The sequence below is a fragment of the Bacillus sp. URHA0034 genome (assembly GCF_056280405.1).
In genome coordinates, this window is sequence record NZ_JBWCDK010000002.1 from 2,851,973 (window position 1) to 2,872,551 (window position 20,579).

The 20,579-nt window shown below is 42.7% G+C and carries 16 protein-coding genes, 2 tRNA genes, 3 rRNA genes and 1 pseudogene; 1 reads left to right on the plus strand and 21 read right to left on the minus strand.

What is annotated here, in order from left to right:
- Nucleotides 1–117: 117 nt before the first annotated feature.
- The 6 genes from yabG to metG form a co-directional block, all read right to left on the minus strand.
- Nucleotides 118–1,002, minus strand: a complete 885-nt coding sequence (yabG, locus tag ACZ9EE_RS15790; RefSeq protein WP_476028453.1) for a sporulation peptidase YabG — start codon at nucleotides 1,000–1,002, stop codon at nucleotides 118–120.
- Nucleotides 1,003–1,460: 458 nt separating this feature from the next.
- Complete coding sequence (rsmA, locus tag ACZ9EE_RS15795) at nucleotides 1,461–2,339, minus strand: 16S rRNA (adenine(1518)-N(6)/adenine(1519)-N(6))-dimethyltransferase RsmA (RefSeq protein ID WP_476028455.1); 879 nt, start codon at nucleotides 2,337–2,339, stop codon at nucleotides 1,461–1,463.
- Nucleotides 2,332–2,892: a ribonuclease M5 gene (gene rnmV / locus ACZ9EE_RS15800; RefSeq protein ID WP_476028456.1), complete on the minus strand. Its 561-nt coding sequence runs from the start codon at nucleotides 2,890–2,892 to the stop codon at nucleotides 2,332–2,334. The genes rsmA and rnmV overlap by 8 nt, the downstream gene beginning before the upstream one ends.
- Before the next feature lie 203 nt (nucleotides 2,893–3,095).
- Nucleotides 3,096–4,277, minus strand: coding sequence for a ubiquitin-like domain-containing protein (locus ACZ9EE_RS15805; protein WP_476028458.1), 1,182 nt, complete (start codon nucleotides 4,275–4,277; stop codon nucleotides 3,096–3,098).
- A 237-nt stretch (nucleotides 4,278–4,514) separates the two neighbouring features.
- Nucleotides 4,515–5,282, minus strand: a complete 768-nt coding sequence (locus ACZ9EE_RS15810) for a TatD family hydrolase (protein WP_476028460.1) — start codon at nucleotides 5,280–5,282, stop codon at nucleotides 4,515–4,517.
- Between the two features lie 170 nt (nucleotides 5,283–5,452).
- Nucleotides 5,453–7,411 (minus strand): methionine--tRNA ligase, encoded by a 1,959-nt coding sequence (gene metG / locus ACZ9EE_RS15815; protein ID WP_476028462.1) that lies wholly within the window; start codon nucleotides 7,409–7,411, stop codon nucleotides 5,453–5,455.
- Between the two features lie 479 nt (nucleotides 7,412–7,890).
- On the opposite strand from metG, the gene ACZ9EE_RS15820 reads away from it, so the two are divergent.
- Entirely contained in the window at nucleotides 7,891–8,175 is a 285-nt protein-coding gene (locus tag ACZ9EE_RS15820; protein ID WP_098530272.1) for an AbrB/MazE/SpoVT family DNA-binding domain-containing protein, read from the plus strand.
- Between the two features lie 39 nt (nucleotides 8,176–8,214).
- Here ACZ9EE_RS15820 and rsmI read toward each other — a convergent pair whose 3' ends face one another.
- The 15 genes and pseudogenes from rsmI to ACZ9EE_RS15895 form a co-directional block, all read right to left on the minus strand.
- A complete protein-coding gene (rsmI, locus tag ACZ9EE_RS15825) occupies nucleotides 8,215–9,096 on the minus strand; it encodes a 16S rRNA (cytidine(1402)-2'-O)-methyltransferase (RefSeq protein WP_476028465.1) in 882 nt (293 codons plus the stop codon).
- Nucleotides 9,074–9,358, minus strand: coding sequence for a GIY-YIG nuclease family protein (locus ACZ9EE_RS15830; RefSeq protein WP_476028467.1), 285 nt, complete (start codon nucleotides 9,356–9,358; stop codon nucleotides 9,074–9,076). The genes rsmI and ACZ9EE_RS15830 overlap by 23 nt, the downstream gene beginning before the upstream one ends.
- A complete protein-coding gene (locus ACZ9EE_RS15835) occupies nucleotides 9,348–10,088 on the minus strand; it encodes a tRNA1(Val) (adenine(37)-N6)-methyltransferase (RefSeq protein WP_476032975.1) in 741 nt (246 codons plus the stop codon). Before ACZ9EE_RS15835 ends, ACZ9EE_RS15830 begins: the two co-directional genes overlap by 11 nt.
- Before the next feature lie 62 nt (nucleotides 10,089–10,150).
- The gene (gene yabA / locus ACZ9EE_RS15840; RefSeq protein WP_476028469.1) at nucleotides 10,151–10,525 is read right to left on the minus strand and encodes a DNA replication initiation control protein YabA; all 375 of its coding nucleotides are present in this window, start codon (nucleotides 10,523–10,525) and stop codon (nucleotides 10,151–10,153) included.
- Between the two features lie 12 nt (nucleotides 10,526–10,537).
- A complete protein-coding gene (locus ACZ9EE_RS15845) occupies nucleotides 10,538–11,365 on the minus strand; it encodes a PSP1 domain-containing protein (protein ID WP_476028471.1) in 828 nt (275 codons plus the stop codon).
- Entirely contained in the window at nucleotides 11,358–12,365 is a 1,008-nt protein-coding gene (holB, locus tag ACZ9EE_RS15850; protein ID WP_476032976.1) for a DNA polymerase III subunit delta', read from the minus strand. The genes ACZ9EE_RS15845 and holB overlap by 8 nt, the downstream gene beginning before the upstream one ends.
- Before the next feature lie 22 nt (nucleotides 12,366–12,387).
- Entirely contained in the window at nucleotides 12,388–12,717 is a 330-nt protein-coding gene (locus ACZ9EE_RS15855; protein ID WP_098530279.1) for a cyclic-di-AMP receptor, read from the minus strand.
- 84 nt (nucleotides 12,718–12,801) lie between these two features.
- The gene (gene tmk / locus ACZ9EE_RS15860; protein WP_476028473.1) at nucleotides 12,802–13,437 is read right to left on the minus strand and encodes a dTMP kinase; all 636 of its coding nucleotides are present in this window, start codon (nucleotides 13,435–13,437) and stop codon (nucleotides 12,802–12,804) included.
- Nucleotides 13,438–13,458: 21 nt separating this feature from the next.
- Nucleotides 13,459–14,902: pseudogene (locus tag ACZ9EE_RS15865) on the minus strand (aminotransferase class I/II-fold pyridoxal phosphate-dependent enzyme).
- A gap of 113 nt (nucleotides 14,903–15,015) precedes the next feature.
- Entirely contained in the window at nucleotides 15,016–15,234 is a 219-nt protein-coding gene (locus ACZ9EE_RS15870; RefSeq protein ID WP_476028475.1) for a sigma factor G inhibitor Gin, read from the minus strand.
- A 206-nt stretch (nucleotides 15,235–15,440) separates the two neighbouring features.
- A 5S ribosomal RNA gene (gene rrf, locus ACZ9EE_RS15875) occupies nucleotides 15,441–15,556 on the minus strand.
- An 80-nt stretch (nucleotides 15,557–15,636) separates the two neighbouring features.
- Nucleotides 15,637–18,572: ribosomal RNA gene (locus tag ACZ9EE_RS15880) — 23S ribosomal RNA — on the minus strand.
- 128 nt (nucleotides 18,573–18,700) lie between these two features.
- Nucleotides 18,701–18,776, minus strand: a tRNA-Ala gene (locus tag ACZ9EE_RS15885).
- Between the two features lie 11 nt (nucleotides 18,777–18,787).
- Nucleotides 18,788–18,864 (minus strand) — tRNA-Ile (locus ACZ9EE_RS15890).
- 97 nt (nucleotides 18,865–18,961) lie between these two features.
- Nucleotides 18,962–20,512 (minus strand): 16S ribosomal RNA (locus tag ACZ9EE_RS15895).
- Together the 16S, 23S and 5S rRNA genes with 2 tRNA genes alongside form the textbook arrangement of a ribosomal RNA operon.
- Nucleotides 20,513–20,579: the final 67 nt, after the last annotated feature.

Here is a 20,579-nt window from a genome sequence, read left to right on the forward strand (position 1 = left end):
TTCAACATTGTTATCGTTACCTTATTCGGCGGTTAATATGTATTCAAAAAAAATTAAGTGCGGATTAGAATAAAGGGAGCCAAGTATGATGCTAGTTAGCTCCACTATTCTAATCACTTATTCATCCTCTTCAATAATTGGCCGATAAGGCATACCCGTCCGTAATACTCCCCTTGTTTCAATCCCTCCGAGACCCTTTTCACCTGTTAGCGTATTCCTTAATACATCCCAGACATTGATGCGCTCCATAAACGGGGTGAAACTTATTTTGGCCACGATATAAACAGGATCGAGTGCATGAATATTGATCCTTGCTGGAGAACTGGCATAGTTTGCCCCTGCGTAGATGAGTGATTCAAAGTGAGATTGGCAGGCGCCTGCAAAAATGACGAGTTGATCTAAATGGGGTACCTTTTTTCGGGCTTCTCTGACTGCTTGGACGAAATGTCTTGAATGTCGATAGGCATTGATATCAGACATCTTTCCCTTTGCCTTTGAATAGGCATCGTGGCCAGTAATAACCAAAATATCGGGACGATACTGATCCATTAATACGCCAATTCGTTCCGGCATTTCTTTTTCATTACAGTGCATCCCTACCACGGGGATGCCAATTTTTTCGTAAACAGCCATGCATTTTTTTAAATAGGAGGGATCACCGTCCAAGTGAAGAACCTTTCCAGGAATTTGAAAATAGTTGCTCGGTCGCACATAACCGCTGGTCGATTCATATTCCTGACGATGTTTAGCCAAATCGACATCCTGCTTAAATAGTCTTAATGACTGTTCTTCAAGTGTTCTATATTCTTGCTGCAGCTTTACCCGTTCAATTTGATTAAGGATAACTAAATCAGTGTATGGTGCATCTGCTGCTAGACGGAAATCCTCTCCATAGAGGATTGCTACTTTCTGGTTATTTATATTTTGAATATCGATAACGCGGAACATAATGTCACAGTTATACGATTTCCTTCCGACAATATCCATTAGCTTTATATCCACTGCCCGTCACTCCAATAAGACCAGCTTAGGCCTTTTAATTATGGGTTCTCTCATAGGCTATGCAAGGAAAGTTGTCCTTGTTAAAAATTTAAGAAAAATGAGACTTATGGAGGGGATTCTTCGCGGTGAAAATGTGGGGATTTGTTATTGTGGATGTGCTAATTTTCTTGTCTATGATTCTTTTATGGAACAGAAGCCTGGTTACATATCTCGTCTTTGTCCTCATGAACCTCTCATGCGGACAGATTCCTGATTGAACCTCTTGTCTTTGTCCTCATGAACCCCTCATGTGGACAGATTCCTGGTTAGAACCCTCCTCTTTGTCCTCATGAACCTCTCATGCGGGCAGGTTCCTGATTGGACCTCTCCTCTTTGTCCTCATGAACCTCTCATGCGGACAGAATTTGAAGAGTAAGCAAAATAAATGTCCCCATGAACCGATCATGAGGACAAAAGTATTAATGAAAGTATAAATATAGTTCATCTGCTAACCGGCCAAATTCCTCAAGAGAAAGTGTTTCTCCCCGGCGGACAGGCTCGATTCCGCTGGCACTTAAGGCCGTCAGAATTTCTTCCTTTTTCTGTTTCCCATCCGGCAGCTGACTCGTTAAATTATTTAATATTGTTTTCCGCCGCTGCGCAAAGCTCGCCTTGGTCACTTGAAAAAAGAAATCTTCATCCTTTACCACAACAGCGGGCTTCTCTCGTTTCGTTAATCTAATCACCGCAGAATCAACATTGGGCTGCGGCACAAAAACCGTTTTTGGTACAATCATGACGGTCTCAGCCTCTGTGTAATATTGAATAGCAATCGAAAGCGATCCATACTCCTTTGTGCCTGGCTTGGCAGAGATTCGGTCTGCTACTTCCTTTTGCAGCATACATACGATCCCGCGAATCGGCAGCTGATCCTCAAGAAGCTTCATAATGATCGGGGTAGTTACATAATAAGGGAGATTGGCCACTACCATAATATCATTAATTCCTTGAAACTCATCCTCCATCACCATTCGAACATCTGCCTCTAACACGTCCTTATGTATAACCTTTACATTATCATACGGTGACAAGGTATCCTGTAAAATTGGCAGCAATCTTTGGTCGATTTCAAAGGCAATCACCTTTTTGCTCGAACGTGCCAGCTGTTCAGTCAGCGCGCCAATCCCAGGGCCAATTTCAATTGCACCGGAGTTATCGGTCAAATCAGCAAAGCTGACAATTTTCTTTAATATATTTGTATCAATTAAAAAGTTTTGTCCTAGACTTTTCTTAAAAGAAAAACCATATTTTTCGAGGATTGCCCTCGTTCTGACGGGTGTTGCTATATCCTTATCCATGCTTTTCCTCCTGTTGTAAAACACGTAATGCTTCTGCAAATTCTTGTCTGCTAATCCGGAACATCATTAATCGCTTATGAAGCTGTTTTCCGTTTGTATAACCGATTTTCAAAAGCTTGCCCAGCAGAATTCTCCGCTCCTTCGAGCCTTCTCCGCCGATTAGTCCTGCTGTTACTAGGTCCTCTTGGGTAATTTCCTCTGAAATCACCTCATGCATGATTTGCGCATCCTTTAAAGCTTCTCTAATATCCTCAGGGCTGGCATGTTCAACGCCCAGTCCTTTTCCTTTTTTGGCTATTGCCGCCTCTTTTGGCAAAAAGGCATGTTTACAGCCGGAAACAGCTGCGGCAATGGTCTTTCTGATTTTTTCACCAGGATAGTCGGGGTCGGTAAAGATGATGACACCACGTGTTGCCTGGGCCCGTTTTATTTTTTCAATGGTAGCTTGATTGACAGCCGATCCATTCGTTTCAATGGTATCAGCGTCTACGGCTCGTTTTATTGTTGTCGTATCATCTTTTCCCTCTACGACGATGATTTCTTTGATTTTCATGTAAAAATAAAAGCCTCCATGATAAAAAATTAAAATGAAAAAATTGAAACATTTTTGTAATGTCCCTCGTCTATATTATTGATAGATTTCATACATTTAAATATAGGCTTTGATCAAGATATTGAAGCAAGTATTCGTTGTTAGTATAAAGAATTTTAAGGAAAAAGCAAAATGCAGAGGAATCAAATCCTCTGCACTTGAAATTAGTTTAGGACTGTTATCTTTACTTTCTTACGCCCCCAGCGGTATGCATCCGCATGTGTTGGCATTAATAAATCAACAATATACCCTTTAATTGCTCCACCTGTATCTGCAGCCACGGCGTATCCGTAACCTTCTACATACACCTTCGAACCAAGCGGAATGATACTTGGGTCGACCGCGATTACTTTCACATTTGGATTAGCACGAAGATTAAGACCTGTAGCTGTACGTCCGGAGCAGCCATTACAATAAGCAGTATACGCAGTTGCCGTCACATAAAACGCCTTTCCATTAGGAGTCTCACCGCGGGATACCTGTAACGCTAAATCCTTCGTACCGACAGCCACAATTTTATCCTGCTTTTGCAAGATATTCTGTTCGATGATCAATTTCCTTGAAACTTCCTTGCCATTTTCAAGCACGACCTCGTACTGTTTTGAGACACGTCCATGCTTTCCAGGAGCAATGACCTTTTCCTGCCCTTTTTGCAATTTATTATCCTTTTTCGTTACCACGGCAAATTGAACGGGTTCTTCCACTACATCGGTGACTTTTTCTACCCGAATGACGTTCACCACACCATTCTCTGTTATTTTATCTGTTAGTGACGGTTCCACTCGGTCTAATTCATTTAGTTTTATGCCCTGTTGTGTTAAAAAGTCAGCGACCGTAGTCGAAGTGGACCAAACCTTTTGCGCCTTTCCGCCGTCAACATATGTAAGATGCAACGCAATATTAAGCTTTACATTCATCTTATTTTCAATTGCCGTTTGTGGATTTGGTGAAATTTGATCGTGTTCCTTTAATACAATCTTCTGCTCTTTTAGGAGTCCAGCCACAGTATCGGCTGTAGTCCAGATCGTTTTCTTCTCGTTGTCTTTGACAATGTGAACCATGTTCGCCTGCTTCCAAACGACATGAAGATCATCCCTAACCTTCGTACTTGCCCTTGGATACAGATAGTCCTTTGACGCGAGGGGTACATCCAGCTCATCTAAAAGATCCTTGATGGTATCTGCATGTGTGTTCACAACCATCTTCTTGCCATCTAATGTCATTGCTACAGTATGCTTTGAGCCTTCAAATAAAAGAATTCCCAGAGTTGTAAGCAAAACTATAAAACTAGCAAATATGATGGTCCATGACCTCCCGCTCAAAGACTTTGGGAACAGGTTTTTCATGTTTTGGAATACGATGAAAAACGCCTCCTTTTCTTTGGAGAGATTATAGAGAACCATACGCCGGCTGTCATTCCTTGCTAATCCTGTGAAGGTAGTTCTAATTATGCACAACCTTCAAAGCTTTGCAAAGAAAAACTTATCGACACGTTCATCCTATGTTGAAAAGGAGACATGTAGAACTTTTTGTTATCAGAAAAAATTAGGACAAGCTTCTTGTCGTTTCGACAAATTCCCTTATCACTTTATGCCGAATAATTTCTTAGCATTTTGTGTCGTGGCTTGAGCTACTTCTTCAAATGTCAAGCCCTTTATTTCGGCAATTTGTTCGGCAACCAGCTTCACATAACTTGGTTCATTTCGCTTTCCTCGATAAGGATGCGGGGCTAAATACGGGCAATCCGTTTCAATTAAAAGCCTATCGAGTGGTACTTCAGCTGCTACTTCTTTTGGTTTTTTGGCATTTTTAAAGGTGACTGGCCCCCCCAAGGAAATATAGAAATTCATTTTCACACATTCTTTTGCAACCTCAGGGCTGCCGCTAAAGCAATGCATAATTCCTCCTACTTCCTCCGCTCCTTCTTCTTTTAAAATTTCAACGATGTCTGCTGTTGCCTCACGGTTATGGATGACTATAGGAAGCTTCACCTTTTTAGCTAAACGGATTTGTCTGCGAAAAACTTCTTGCTGGATGTCCTTCGGTGACTTGTCCCAATGATAATCCAGGCCCATTTCTCCTATAGCGACTACCTTGGGGTGTGCTGCTAATTTCTCAATCCAGGTTAAGTCCTCATCGGTCATGTCAATCGCATCCACTGGATGCCAGCCAACGCAGGCAAACATAAAATCGTAGCGTTCGACTAACTCCATAGCCCGTTGAATCGTTGGACGATCAAAACCTACAATGACCATATAGGAAACTCCCTCAGTTTGAGCCCGGTCTATGACCTCTTCAAGGTCTTCGTTAAATTGAGTGTCATTTAAATGTGCGTGTGTGTCGAATAACATACGAATCAATACTCCTCTTTTCATGTTTTTTCTCGTTATTTTGTACTTCTAGTATTCCATTGTCAAAAGACAACTAATTAACAGGATAAATGTTCCACGTGAAACATTTTAAAGCAAATCCTGACATTTTTCTAAGTAAAAAGCGCCCGGTTTGGGCGCTTTGTCTATATTTATTTTACTTTCGACCCATTTGGCAGCGATTGATCGACGGTTGCGATTGAAAGCTGACCATCCTTAGAGCCAGCCAAAATCATTCCTTGTGACAATTCACCACGAAGTTTAACAGGCTTTAAGTTGGTAATACAAATGACTTTCCGGCCAACAAGCTCTTCAGGCTTATAGTATTGGGCGATACCTGAAACCACTTGCCGCTTTTCATACCCTAAATCTAACTGAAGCTTAAGTAATTTATCTGCCTTTTTCACCGGCTCTGCTTGAAGTACCTCAGCTACTCGTAAATCTACCTTCATGAAATCATCGATAGAAATTTCCGCAAGCTCCTCCGGCTTCTCTTCTTCTTTCTTTTCTTCAGGAGCAGCTGTAGTTCCTTGCATTTTCGTTTTGATGAATTCTACTTCTTCAGCAATTTCGAGTCTTGGGAATAATGGGGCACCTTTTTCTACCTTAGTGCCGCTCGGTATTAATCCAAAGTTCTCAAGGCTTTCCCACGTTTTTAATCCCTCATCTTTTATACCAAGCTGCGTAAAGATCCCATTTGGCGTACGCGTTAAAAACGGCTTTAAAAGAATAGCAATTCGTCGTAAGGATTCTGCTAAGTGCATCATTACACTAGCAAGTTCACCTTTTTGCTCCTCATTCTTTGCCAATGTCCACGGTTGGGTTTCATCAATATACTTATTGGTCCGGCTGACTAACTGCCAGATGGAAGTTAGTGCCACAGAAAATTCCATCTTTTCCATTGCCTCTTCGTATTTTACAACAGTTTCTCTGTTTACCTGAAGCAGTGATTCATCGTATTCACCAACAGAACCTGCATATTCGGGAATGACGCCGGCAAAATATTTTTCAATCATGGCCACTGTACGGTTTAAAAGGTTTCCAAGGTCATTGGCCAAATCAAAATTAATTCTTTCAACAAATCCTTCTGGTGTAAATACTCCGTCAGCCCCAAATGGTACTTCCCTTAATAAATAATACCGTAAGGCATCTAAACCGTAGCGGTCGATTAAGGTAACTGGGTCCACTACATTTCCTTTAGATTTTGACATTTTCCCGTCTTTCATCAGCAGCCAGCCATGGGCAAATACCTTCTTTGGAAGTGGTAAATCTAATGCCATTAACATAATCGGCCAATAAATGGTATGGAAACGGACAATTTCCTTACCCACCAAATGAACATCTGCTGGCCAGAACTTTTTATATTTGCTATCATCCTCTGCACCATATCCCAGCGCAGTAATATAATTGGAAAGCGCATCAATCCATACATAAATCACATGTTTAGGATTACCTGGCACCTTGATACCCCAATCGAATGTTGTTCTTGATACGGCTAAATCCTCAAGACCTGGCTTAATAAAATTATTTACCATTTCATTTTTTCGGGATTCTGGTTGGATAAACTCTGGATTTTCCTCGTAATATTGCAAAAGTCTGTCCACATACTTACTCATTCTAAAAAAGTATGATTCTTCCTTCACCTTTTCAACAGGGCGGCCGCAATCAGGGCAGTTTCCATCTGCCAGCTGGCGGTCCGTGTAAAAGGATTCACAAGGTGTACAATACCAGCCCTCATACTGATCAAGATAGATGTCTCCCTGCTCAAGAAGCTTGGCAAAGATTTTTTCTACTACTTCTTTATGTCTATCTTCTGTTGTCCGAATAAAATCATCATATGAAATATCAAGCTTATTCCAAAGGTCTTTAATACCTCCGACAATTTCATCAACATATTGCTTTGGTGTAATACCCTTTTCTTCAGCCTTGCGTTGAATTTTTTGTCCATGTTCATCCGTACCTGTTAGATACATAACATCAAAACCGCGCATCCGCTTATAACGAGCCATAGCATCACCAGCAACAGTGGTATACGCATGTCCAATATGTAAATTACCGCTTGGATAATAAATCGGTGTGGTTAAATAAAAAGTCTTTGATTTTTCCTCCATTATATTCCCTCCTAAACAATGCAAAACCCATTAAACCATTATTGCCTCTTTTTAACACTTCTATCATCAAAATATACCGAAAAATAAACTTTTGTGCAAGAAAGCGTATTGCTAGACTTCCAGATTTTTAAAAATATTTCCTCTTACACCCATAAAGGAGATAAAATCTACGAAGCATATGAGCGATAACAGGTTTATTGTAGAACTTTGTCGAAATTCTAATTTATGTTACGACAATTAGTACGTTTCCCATACGATCGTTTTATTAACCTTCCTGGTGAAAGAATTTCAATATTATTCCTTGGTATATCAACAAATTTACGAATGGAAAAATTTACACTATTGCTTTTGAAAATAAAATAATTGACGAATATGGGAAGTACTGGTATTATAAATCTATAAGAATTTTGTCGAATTGTGACGAATTAAAAAGAAAAGATAGATAAATAATTTAAGTGTTTTTGAGAGGAGATTATAAAATGAAATCTACTGGTATTGTTCGTAAAGTTGATGAGTTAGGCCGTGTAGTTATCCCGATTGAATTAAGACGTACACTTGGTATTGCGGAGAAGGATGCTCTTGAAATCTATGTTGATGATGAGCGCATTATCTTGAAAAAATACAAGCCAAATATGACTTGCCAAGTAACTGGTGAAGTTTCTGATGATAACATGGCTCTTGCCGGCGGAAAATTAATTCTTAGCCGTGAAGGTGCAGAACAATTAATTGAAGAAATTCAAAAGAATTTTGAACTTGTAAAATAAAACCAAAACTCCGGCACTCAAATGAGTACCGGAGTTTTTTTAATGTTCATCAATATGATAAGCCTGATACACCTCGCGCTTATTAAGACCTCGATCTTTTGCTGTTTGCTTAATCGCGTCCTTTGAAGAAATGCTATTAGCGGTTATGTAATGTTTCACATGTTCCTCTATAGATAAATCCTGCCACCAAGTTTCCTCTTCATCGACTTCTTGATATTCGGATCCTTCTACAATCAGACAGAATTCTCCGCGAATTTCATCCGAATAAGCCCACTCAACGATTTCCTCAAGTGTTCCACGAATAAACTCCTCATACTTTTTTGTTAATTCCCTGCAGATGACTATCTTCCGATTACCAAGAACCTCCAGCATAATGGCTAAAGTTTCTTTGATTCGATGGGGCGATTCATAAAAGATTAGGGTAGCATTTTGTTTCCCCAACATATCTAATTCTGCCCGCTTCTCTTTCTTATTACGATGCAAAAATCCATAAAAGTAAAACGGCTGGCAGGAGATCCCTGAGGCAATTAAAGAAGTAAGTGCTGCATTTGCCCCCGGTAATGGAACCACAGCTACTTGTTCACTAATTGCTGCATGGACGAGCTCATATCCTGGATCAGAAATAGCTGGCATTCCTGCGTCACTGACCAGCGCTACCTTTAAGCCTTGCTTGACCTTTTCAATCAGCTTTTCCCCGCTGGCTTCTTTATTATGTTCATGATAGCTGACAATATGGGTATCAATTTCAAAGTAATTACAGAGTTTCTTTGTATTCCTTGTATCCTCCGCGGCAATCAAATCTGCCTCTTTAAGGATTCTAATCGCTCGAAAGCTCATATCCTCTAGATTTCCGATTGGAGTAGGAACAAGATAGAGGATTCCTTTATTAGCTTCGTTCTCAAAGCTTTTTTGCTGCCACATCCGATTCACCTGCTCTCATTATATACTCTAACTTTTTCTTTCTTGTTAACTGCTTAAACTGATATTCTGCCCTTAAGGCTTCACCTTTGCTCGCAAAAACTTGATAATACGTCAATTTGACCGGTCCTCTGCCTCGTGTATATTTTGCTCCCTTGCCATCATTATGCTGCTCAATCCGACGTTGAAGATCATTTGTATAGCCGCCATACAGACTGTCATCTCTGCATGTTAAGACGTAAAAATAATGATGATTACTCTCCATATAAAATTCCACTGATTTCAGGAGTGTATTCGCCCGCTTCGTTATATACGGTCAATGGAGGAAGTATTTTTAAATCTGGGCTGCCGTCTTTAGTCGCTTCTACTAAAAGGATATTTGCTTCCTTCCCTTGCTTTGGGTAAACAAACTGAATCCGCTTTGGTTCAAGCCTGTACTGGCGCATTAATGTAATTATATCAATCAGACGGCCAGGACGGTGAACGAAAGCAACCTTGCCCCCTTGCCTGACTAGCTGACTCGAAGCTTTAATCGCATCTTCAAGCGTGCAGAGAATTTCATGTCTGGCAATAGCTAAATGCTCATTAGGGTTTATTTCTTCCTTAGAAAGAGTGGTAAAGTAAGGGGGATTACAGGTAACCACATCAAATTTACCATGTCCTAACGCTTTAGGCATTTCTTTAATATCGCCATGGATCATTTTTAAACGGTCTGTAAGATTATTGTATTCAATACTTCGGACAGCCATATCGTATAGTCGTTCTTGTATTTCTACACCTGTGATTTGTCCTTTTGTCCGTGCACTTAAGAATAAAGGGATCACCCCGTTACCGCTGCAAAGGTCAATTAAGTTCCCCTTTTGAATTGGAACATAAACAAACCGGGCCAGCAGGACTGCATCGAGAGAAAAGGCAAATACAGATGGACTTTGAATAATTCGGAGCTTCTCAGCTAGTAAATAATCAAGCCGTTCATCTTTCTTTAAAAACACCACAATATCCATCACCCTACCAAAAAGATATGAAAATAGAGGCTGCATTAATCAGCCTCTTAAGGTTATTTCTTATTAAGAAAAGAAAGACAAAACAAACAATCGCCTTCTTTACGCAAACTGCCGAAGTGAAGGTTACAAATATGAAACCCCTCTTGATAGAGCCTTGCGAGGTTATCATATCCTTCACCAACATCAAAATGCTTCCCTCTTGGTGTTTCCACAGCTGCTTCAGCGCCTTGGGTTCTATCCGTTTCTTTCTTTTCATCTTCCATGGTTACATCTAAACGGCGCCTTAAATGTTCATTTTCAAGCTTTAAATAATGATTCTCTTCTAGTATCTCGGCTAAATGCTGCTTTAATTCCCCTAATTGCTGATAAAGATGGCCAATTTGTGTTTCCATATTACTTACTGATTCAAAAATTTCCTTTTTATCCACGGCTTCCACCTCTTAATCTGTGGATTGTATAGAAAAGGCACCTTCTTTAATGATTTCATCCAAAGTATACTCCAGAACCCGTTCTTGTTCCTTTAGTTCAATCTGAAGTACCCGCTCTAATATATTTAATCCAACCACTTTTCCTTTACCCTGTGGTGTTTCAATGATTTCCCCTAAATCAGGCAGAGCTTCTTTAGCGGATTCATATTCATCATTCTCATATTTCAAGCAGCACATAAGTCTTCCGCATAATCCGGAAATCTTTGTTGGATTCAATGAAAGGTTTTGATCCTTTGCCATTTTAATCGAGACAGGATCAAAATCACCTAAAAAGGTTGAACAGCACAGCATTCTTCCACATGGTCCAATACCGCCAAGCATTTTTGCTTCATCGCGGACACCAATTTGGCGTAGTTCAATGCGTGTCCGAAAAATAGCTGCTAAATCCTTTACAAGCTCTCGGAAATCCACTCTTCCATCTGCTGTAAAGTAGAAGATTACTTTATTTCTGTCAAATGTATATTCAACATCGACTAGTTTCATATCCAGCTGATGTTCATTTACTTTTTCATTACAAACCTCATAAGCTTCCTGGGCTGCCTGCTTATTTTCTTCAACAATCATTCGATCCTTTTGGTCGGCAACTCTAACTACCTTTTTTAATGGAAGAACTACATCATTTTCTTCCACCTGTTTACGGGCAATCACTGCCTTCCCATATTCTACACCGCGAACTGTTTCAACAATGACAAAGTCATCCTTTTCAATTGAGAGGTCTCCCGGATCAAAATAATAGATTTTCCCCGCTTTTTTAAAGCGTACTCCTACAACATCATACAAATGAAGATCCCTCCTGCAATTTTAACACAAGCTGTTCCATCATCAGCTGAGGATTCATATTTGCCTGCAGCTTCCTTTTGGCATCAAGAATAGCTGACATTTGATCCGATAAGCGCCGTCCAGATGTTTGCAGGGCATATTGTCTTAACCGCTCATTCTCCTCAATAAAAACAAGCTGCTCCTGCCTATCCAATTGTATATATAGTAAATCTTTAAAAACTAAAAGTAATAGATCTAAACCACGTTGAATCTGTTCTTTCTCTTTAAAGTGTAAAAACCATTCTCCTTGGAGTGTAACCATTGCCTCCAGCGGATTTTTTTTTAACACCTCATATAATTTTACCACTATTTTTTGGGCTTGTGCAAACCATTCATCAACATTTAATTTGAGAGCTTCTTCCAAATTATTGGTTAGCTGTGCTAGCAATGGTGCCTTAGCAGGATGAACCCCGTTTTCAATTAACTGTTTGATCATCATCTGCGGTGCTAAAGGTTGGAATACCAGCATTTGACATCTAGATAAGATTGTTGGCAGCAACTGTTGGACCTGTTCTGTTAGGAGAAATGCAACCGTGCCCGGATTTGGTTCTTCGAGAAATTTTAGTAAGCTGTTTGAAGCACTCACACTCATTTTATCAGCATGAGAGATTAAGTAAACTTTATTAAATGATTCTACTCCCTTTTTTGAAAACTCTGCCTGAAGGTTTCGTATCTGCTCCACTTTAATCGATAAGCCATCCGGCTCTACCATATGAACATCTGGATGGTTACCATTATTGATTCGAAGGCAATTATTACAGGACTCGCAAGGTTTACAGCCGTCAATTAACTTTTCACAAAATAAAGACTTTGTGAGCAATAAGGCTATTTCCTTTTTTCCTGTTCCTCTCATGCCTTCAAAAAGGTAAGCATGGGCCACTCGATTTTTCAGCAAGCTGTTTTTTAACATTTTCAATACTTTCGGCTGCAGCTCCAGTAGTTGATCCCATGTTTTAACCAAATTAATCACTCACTATCTATTATTAAAAATGCATATATTGCTCAATTGGTAATACAAATACGGTTGCTCCGCCTACTTCCACTTCTACTGGATAAGGAACGTAAGAGTCAGCGTTTCCTCCCATTGGTGAAACAGGGGCAACTAGTTGATCCCTGGACTTGCAGTTATCCTTAATAATTTGAAGAGCACGATCTACCCGAATATCCTCAGTACCGATCATAAAGGTAGTGTTCCCCGACTTCAAAAAACCTCCGGTACTAGCTAATTTGGTTGCTCTAAAATTATTATCCACTAGTGCTTTCGATAAACGATTGCTATCTTGATCTTGAACGACGGCTATGATCATTTTCATATGGAACACCCTCTCCTCTTTTTCCTTTATTTTTATTATAACAGGTTATCCGCTGCCATACCTTTTTTTAGGATAAAAAAAGCCTTATAATAAAGGCTTTTTCTCAACTAATCTTGCTTTAACGATACTGAGTGTTTTTTGATATACTTCCTCAATTGTCCCTGAAGCATCAATCCGTACCATTCTATTTGGAAAACGTTCCATTAGTAAATGATAACCTTGTCTTACTTTAAGGTGGAAATCAAGATTTTCTAAGTCAAGACGGTTTACTTCTCTTCCCTTATTTTTATTGATTCGCTTCATTCCTAATTCAGGTTCTATATCAAAGTAAATAGTCAACTCCGGCATTAAGTCTTCGATGGCAAACTGATTAATTAAATATACCTCGTCGATCCCTAACCCGCGGGCATATCCTTGATAAGCCAGTGAACTATCAACAAACCGATCACATAAGACTACTTTCCCCTCTTGTAATGCCGGTTTTACTTTTTCAATTAAATGCTGCCTGCGGGCTGCCGCATAAAGCAGCGCTTCTGTTCGAGGGTCCATCGCCGTATTTTCTTTATCTAAAATAACGCTTCTAATTTGTTCTGCTATTTCAATGCCTCCTGGTTCTCTGGTCAATAGAGCATGTTCCAGTTCTTTGGCTATTAATTTAATAATGGTCGTCTTTCCGGCCCCGTCTGGACCTTCAAAACTGATAAATACTCCACTTTTCAAGATAAAACCTCCAGTATGTATTCATGTTGTACAAAATACCTTTATATAACCTGCTGCTAAACGCGCATCATCTCCTTGGAATCTTGCACCTGATTGTAATAAGCGTTTGAGCTGGGCGAGCCTTCCGTCCGTTATTCTTTCACCCTTCATAAACAAAGGAATTCCAGGTGGATATGGAATGATTGTCTCTGCACAAATCAATCCTGAACTCCTATCAATAGGGCCTTCCGTTATGCGGAGATTTTCCATTTCCTTATAACTAATCGCCAACTCTGAGATCCTTTCTCCTCCCGACGGGAATTCTTCCTTTATGTATGCAGCTTTCAATCCATAAAATGCCATCGTTATTTTTTTCAGGCTTCCAGGTAAAGGAAAAACCTGTCCTTTTTTTAGAAGCGGGAAAATGAATAAAATATTATACGGATCTGCTAACTCAGTATAAATTCCATATGTCTCGAGTCTTTTTTGTAATTCAAACCCACTTAACCCACATCTTGACTGTACGGTAATCTTAAGAGAATCACCGAGGTTATCAGGATAGGTTAACACTTTTATCGTTTCAATTTTAGCTAATCCTTCTCTAAAGGAACTGATTTCAGATAGAAGGCAGCGTACGTCTTCATCTCCATAGCCGGCTAAATAATGTCTGGCAATATCAAGTGATGCCATAATTGGATAGGACGGGCTGCTAGACTGGAAAATACTTAGATATTCTTTGACCACTTCCAAGTTTACCAGGTTGCTATTTACATGCATAAAAGAACCCATTGTCATTGCTGGAAGGGTCTTATGGGCAGAATGCACAACCATATCTGCTCCTAATTGTAACGCAGACGATGGAAAAGGACCATCAATGATAAAATGCGGACCATGCGCTTCATCTACCAATACCGGAATATGCTGGAGATGAGCCAAATCAATAATTCCTTTTAAATCATAAACCATGCCATAATAATTTGGATATGTTAAAATGATCGCCTTCACATTAGGATACTGGTTAATTGCCTGTTGGACGGTTTCAGTTCTGACGCCACCTGCTACTTTCCAGTCTTGATTCACTTCCGGTTCGATAAATATCGGCCTAACTTTTGCTAACCTCAGCGCAATTTAAAACGGATTTATGACAGTTTCTTTGAACGAGGACATTTGAATCTTCCGGGCAAGCAGCCATGATCATAGCGAGATTTCCCACAGTTGAACCATTTACAAGAAAGAAGCTTTTTTTCGATCCATATAACTCAGTTAACAGCTCTTCTGCTTCCTTAATGGGCCCCTCTGGTGAATGTAGGTCATCTAAACCTGTTAATTCTGTTGCATCTATTTTTAATATCCCTGAAAAAAGTTCATCTTGTTTATATGGGGTCATCAAACCATATTTGTGACCGGGAACATGAAAGGAAACGGGATTATTGTTTACATGTTTCCTTAAAGCCTCATAAAGTGGTGTTTGCATTTGATTGCTCATTTTAACTCTTCCTTATCTGTTTTCCGTACTGTATCAGCATTATATTATTTTAGCAAAAAAGATAAAGCTTTCCTATTTTTCGCAAAAAAAATAAAGTCCTGAGTGAGGACTTATTATGAAAAAATTTCCGGAGTTGTAATCTTTTTTAGCTGCTTTAGAAAATATTTATATCTAGGATCATTGGTATCTGTTTGAATCAAATCATTTTCGCATTCTGTACAAATGAAAGAAGTGTATAGATGTATGCCTTTTGGTTTTAGACACTCACAAATAACGCACGTTTCCTCATAATGATTATGTGCTAATAATGAACTCAATTCCTCCACCTCCATACACCCATTCTGTCCGAAACCGCTAATTTGTATACAATTTTTCGAATACTCTTTTCAGCCTCGCTCCTGTATTATCTTATGTTGCTGCCCCTCTTTGGGTGTATGTCTATAAGCGTTTATTTCAAAAACACTTCGTACTTTTTACTTTTTTAGCTCTTCATATTTTAGTAAGCAAAAAAGACAATCCTTTTGGATTGTCCTAACATGCCTGGCAACGTCCTACTCTCACAGGGACAAAGTCCCAACTACCATCGGCGCTGAGAAGCTTAACTTCCGTGTTCGGTATGGGAACGGGTGTGACCTTCTCGCCTTAATTGCCAGACTATTTAATTGAAAGATCGCTCTCTCAAAACTAGATAATGTAGAAGAAACTTTATAAAAACGAGTTATTCGCTTTAGACTATGGTTAAGTCCTCGATCGATTAGTATCAGTCAGCTCCACATGTCGCCACGCTTCCACCTCTGACCTATCAACCTGATCATCTTTCAGGGATCTTACTAGCTTAACGCTATGGGAAATCTCATCTTGAGGGGGGCTTCATGCTTAGATGCTTTCAGCACTTATCCCGTCCGCACATAGCTACCCAGCGATGCCTTTGGCAAGACAACTGGTACACCAGCGGTGCGTCCATCCCGGTCCTCTCGTACTAAGGACAGCTCCTCTCAAATTTCCTGCGCCCACGACGGATAGGGACCGAACTGTCTCACGACGTTCTGAACCCAGCTCGCGTACCGCTTTAATGGGCGAACAGCCCAACCCTTGGGACCGACTACAGCCCCAGGATGCGATGAGCCGACATCGAGGTGCCAAACCTCCCCGTCGATGTGGACTCTTGGGGGAGATAAGCCTGTTATCCCCGGGGTAGCTTTTATCCGTTGAGCGATGGCCCTTCCATGCGGAACCACCGGATCACTAAGCCCGACTTTCGTCCCTGCTCGACTTGTAGGTCTCGCAGTCAAGCTCCCTTGTGCCTTTACACTCTACGAATGATTTCCAACCATTCTGAGGGAACCTTTGGGCGCCTCCGTTACTCTTTAGGAGGCGACCGCCCCAGTCAAACTGCCCACCTGACACTGTCTCCCACCCCGATCAGGGGTGCGGGTTAGAATTTCAATACAGCCAGGGTAGTATCCCACCGACGCCTCCACCGAAGCTGGCGCTCCGGCTTCTCAGGCTCCTACCTATCCTGTACAAGCTGTACCAAAATTCAATATCAGGCTACAGTAAAGCTCCACGGGGTCTTTCCGTCCTGTCGCGGGTAACCTGCATCTTCACAGGTACTATAATTTCACCGAGTCTCTCGTTGAGACAGTGCCCAGATCGTTACGCCTTTCGTGCGGGTCGGAACTTACCCGACAAGGAATTTCGCTACCTTAGGACCGTTATAGTTACGGCCGCCGTTTACTGGGGCTTCGATTCAGAGCTTCGCTTGCGCTAACCCCTCCTCTTAACCTTCCAGCACCGGGCAGGCGTCAGCCCCTATACTTCGCCTTGCGGCTTCGCAGAGACCTGTGTTTTTGCTAAACAGTCGCCTGGGCCTATTCACTGCGGCTCTTCGAGGCTATGAACCCCAAAGAGCACCCCTTCTCCCGAAGTTACGGGGTCATTTTGCCGAGTTCCTTAACGAGAGTTCTCTCGCTCACCTTAGGATTCTCTCCTCGCCTACCTGTGTCGGTTTGCGGTACGGGCACCCTTTTATCTCGCTAGAGGCTTTTCTTGGCAGTGTGGAATCAGGAACTTCGGTACTATATTTCCCTCGCTGTCACAGCTCAGCCTTCACGAGAAGCGGATTTTCCTGCTTCTCAGCCTAACTGCTTAGACGCGCATATCCAACAGCGCGCTTACCCTATCCTCCTGCGTCCCCCCATCACTCAAACGATAAAGAGGTGGTACAGGAATATCAACCTGTTGTCCATCGCCTACGCCTTTCGGCCTCGGCTTAGGTCCCGACTAACCCTGAGCGGACGAGCCTTCCTCAGGAAACCTTAGGCATTCGGTGGATGAGATTCTCACTCATCTTTCGCTACTCATACCGGCATTCTCACTTCTAAGCGCTCCACCAGTCCTTACGGTCTAGCTTCAACGCCCTTAGAACGCTCTCCTACCACTGACATCGAAGATGTCAATCCACAGCTTCGGTGATACGTTTAGCCCCGGTACATTTTCGGCGCAGAGTCACTCGACCAGTGAGCTATTACGCACTCTTTAAATGGTGGCTGCTTCTAAGCCAACATCCTGGTTGTCTAAGCAACTCCACATCCTTTTCCACTTAACGTATACTTTGGGACCTTAGCTGGTGGTCTGGGCTGTTTCCCTTTTGACTACGGATCTTATCACTCGCAGTCTGACTCCCACGGATAAGTCTTTGGCATTCGGAGTTTGTCTGAATTCGGTAACCCGATGAGGGCCCCTAGTCCAAACAGTGCTCTACCTCCAAGACTCTAACTACGTGAGGCTAGCCCTAAAGCTATTTCGGAGAGAACCAGCTATCTCCAAGTTCGATTGGAATTTCTCCGCTACCCACACCTCATCCCCGCACTTTTCAACGTGCGTGGGTTCGGGCCTCCATCCAGTGTTACCTGGACTTCACCCTGGACATGGGTAGATCACCTGGTTTCGGGTCTACGACCACATACTAATTCGCCCTATTCAGACTCGCTTTCGCTGCGGCTCCGTCTCTTCAACTTAACCTTGCATGTAATCGTAACTCGCCGGTTCATTCTACAAAAGGCACGCTATCACCCATTAACGGGCTCTAACTACTTGTAGGCACACGGTTTCAGGAACTATTTCACTCCCCTTCCGGGGTGCTTTTCACCTTTCCCTCACGGTACTGGTTCACTATCGGTCACTAGGGAGTATTTAGCCTTGGGAGATGGTCCTCCCTGCTTCCGACCGGATTTCACGTGTCCGGCCGTACTCAGGATCCACTCAGGAGGGAACGAAGTTTCAACTACAGGGCTTTTACCTTCTATGACGGGCCTTTCCAGACCGCTTCATCTACCCCGTTCCTTTGTAACTCCATGTTGAGTGTCCTACAACCCCAAGAGGCAAGCCTCTTGGTTTGGGCTAATCCCGTTTCGCTCGCCGCTACTTAGGGAATCGCGTTTGCTTTCTCTTCCTCCGGGTACTTAGATGTTTCAGTTCCCCGGGTCTGCCATCAATACCCTATGTATTCAGGTAAAGATACTGCTCCATTACGAGCAGTGGGTTTCCCCATTCGGAAATCTCCGGATCAAAGCTTACTTACAGCTCCCCGAAGCATATCGGTGTTAGTCCCGTCCTTCATCGGCTCCTAGTGCCAAGGCATTCACCGTGCGCCCTTTCTAACTTAACCTAAAAGGTTTTACTCTATTTAAAATAGAGAGAAAAACTAAAATGGCGATTTTACTCGGTTTTTACTTGGTTTCTTCTATACGATTATCTAGTTTTCAAAGAACGAATTTCGACGTTTTTAATCGTCATTGGTGGAGTCTAGGGGGATCGAACCCCTGACCTCCTGCGTGCAAAGCAGGCGCTCTCCCAGCTGAGCTAAGACCCCGTTATGAAGTATGGTGGGCCTAAATGGACTCGAACCATCGACCTCACGCTTATCAGGCGTGCGCTCTAACCAGCTGAGCTATAGGCCCATACCATAAAATATTTTGAGAGGATTGCTCCCTCAAAACTAAACAAACAAAAAACGGTCAACTTCTTATCAGTCCATAAGGACTGCATTATCCTTAGAAAGGAGGTGATCCAGCCGCACCTTCCGATACGGCTACCTTGTTACGACTTCACCCCAATCATCTGTCCCACCTTAGGCGGCTGGCTCCGAAAAGGTTACCCCACCGACTTCGGGTGTTACAAACTCTCGTGGTGTGACGGGCGGTGTGTACAAGGCCCGGGAACGTATTCACCGCGGCATGCTGATCCGCGATTACTAGCGATTCCGGCTTCATGTAGGCGAGTTGCAGCCTACAATCCGAACTGAGAATGGTTTTATGGGATTGGCTAGGCCTCGCGGCTTTGCTGCCCTTTGTACCATCCATTGTAGCACGTGTGTAGCCCAGGTCATAAGGGGCATGATGATTTGACGTCATCCCCACCTTCCTCCGGTTTGTCACCGGCAGTCACCTTAGAGTGCCCAACTGAATGCTGGCAACTAAGATCAAGGGTTGCGCTCGTTGCGGGACTTAACCCAACATCTCACGACACGAGCTGACGACAACCATGCACCACCTGTCACTCTGTCCCCCGAAGGGGAAATTCCTATCTCTAGGAGTGTCAGAGGATGTCAAGACCTGGTAAGGTTCTTCGCGTTGCTTCGAATTAAACCACATGCTCCACCGCTTGTGCGGGCCCCCGTCAATTCCTTTGAGTTTCAGCCTTGCGGCCGTACTCCCCAGGCGGAGTGCTTAATGCGTTAGCTGCAGCACTAAAGGGCGGAAACCCTCTAACACTTAGCACTCATCGTTTACGGCGTGGACTACCAGGGTATCTAATCCTGTTTGCTCCCCACGCTTTCGCGCCTCAGCGTCAGTTACAGACCAGAAAGCCGCCTTCGCCACTGGTGTTCCTCCACATCTCTACGCATTTCACCGCTACACGTGGAATTCCGCTTTCCTCTTCTGCACTCAAGTCCCCCAGTTTCCAATGACCCTCCACGGTTGAGCCGTGGGCTTTCACATCAGACTTAAAGGACCGCCTGCGCGCGCTTTACGCCCAATAATTCCGGACAACGCTTGCCACCTACGTATTACCGCGGCTGCTGGCACGTAGTTAGCCGTGGCTTTCTGGTTAGGTACCGTCAAGGTACCGGCAGTTACTCCGGTACTTGTTCTTCCCTAACAACAGAGCTTTACGACCCGAAGGCCTTCATCGCTCACGCGGCGTTGCTCCATCAGACTTTCGTCCATTGTGGAAGATTCCCTACTGCTGCCTCCCGTAGGAGTCTGGGCCGTGTCTCAGTCCCAGTGTGGCCGATCACCCTCTCAGGTCGGCTACGCATCGTCGCCTTGGTGAGCCATTACCTCACCAACTAGCTAATGCGCCGCGGGCCCATCTGTAAGTGTCAGCCGAAACCGACTTTCAGCTTTCCCTCATGAGAGGAAAGGGATTATCCGGTATTAGCACCGGTTTCCCGGTGTTATCCCAGTCTTACAGGCAGGTTGCCCACGTGTTACTCACCCGTCCGCCGCTAACCAACAGGAGCAAGCTCCTATTGATTCGCTCGACTTGCATGTATTAGGCACGCCGCCAGCGTTCGTCCTGAGCCAGGATCAAACTCTCCAAGAAAGTTGATTTAGCTCATAATTTAAAACGTTGGCTTCATTTCATAAGAAATGAATATTTATTGTTTGTT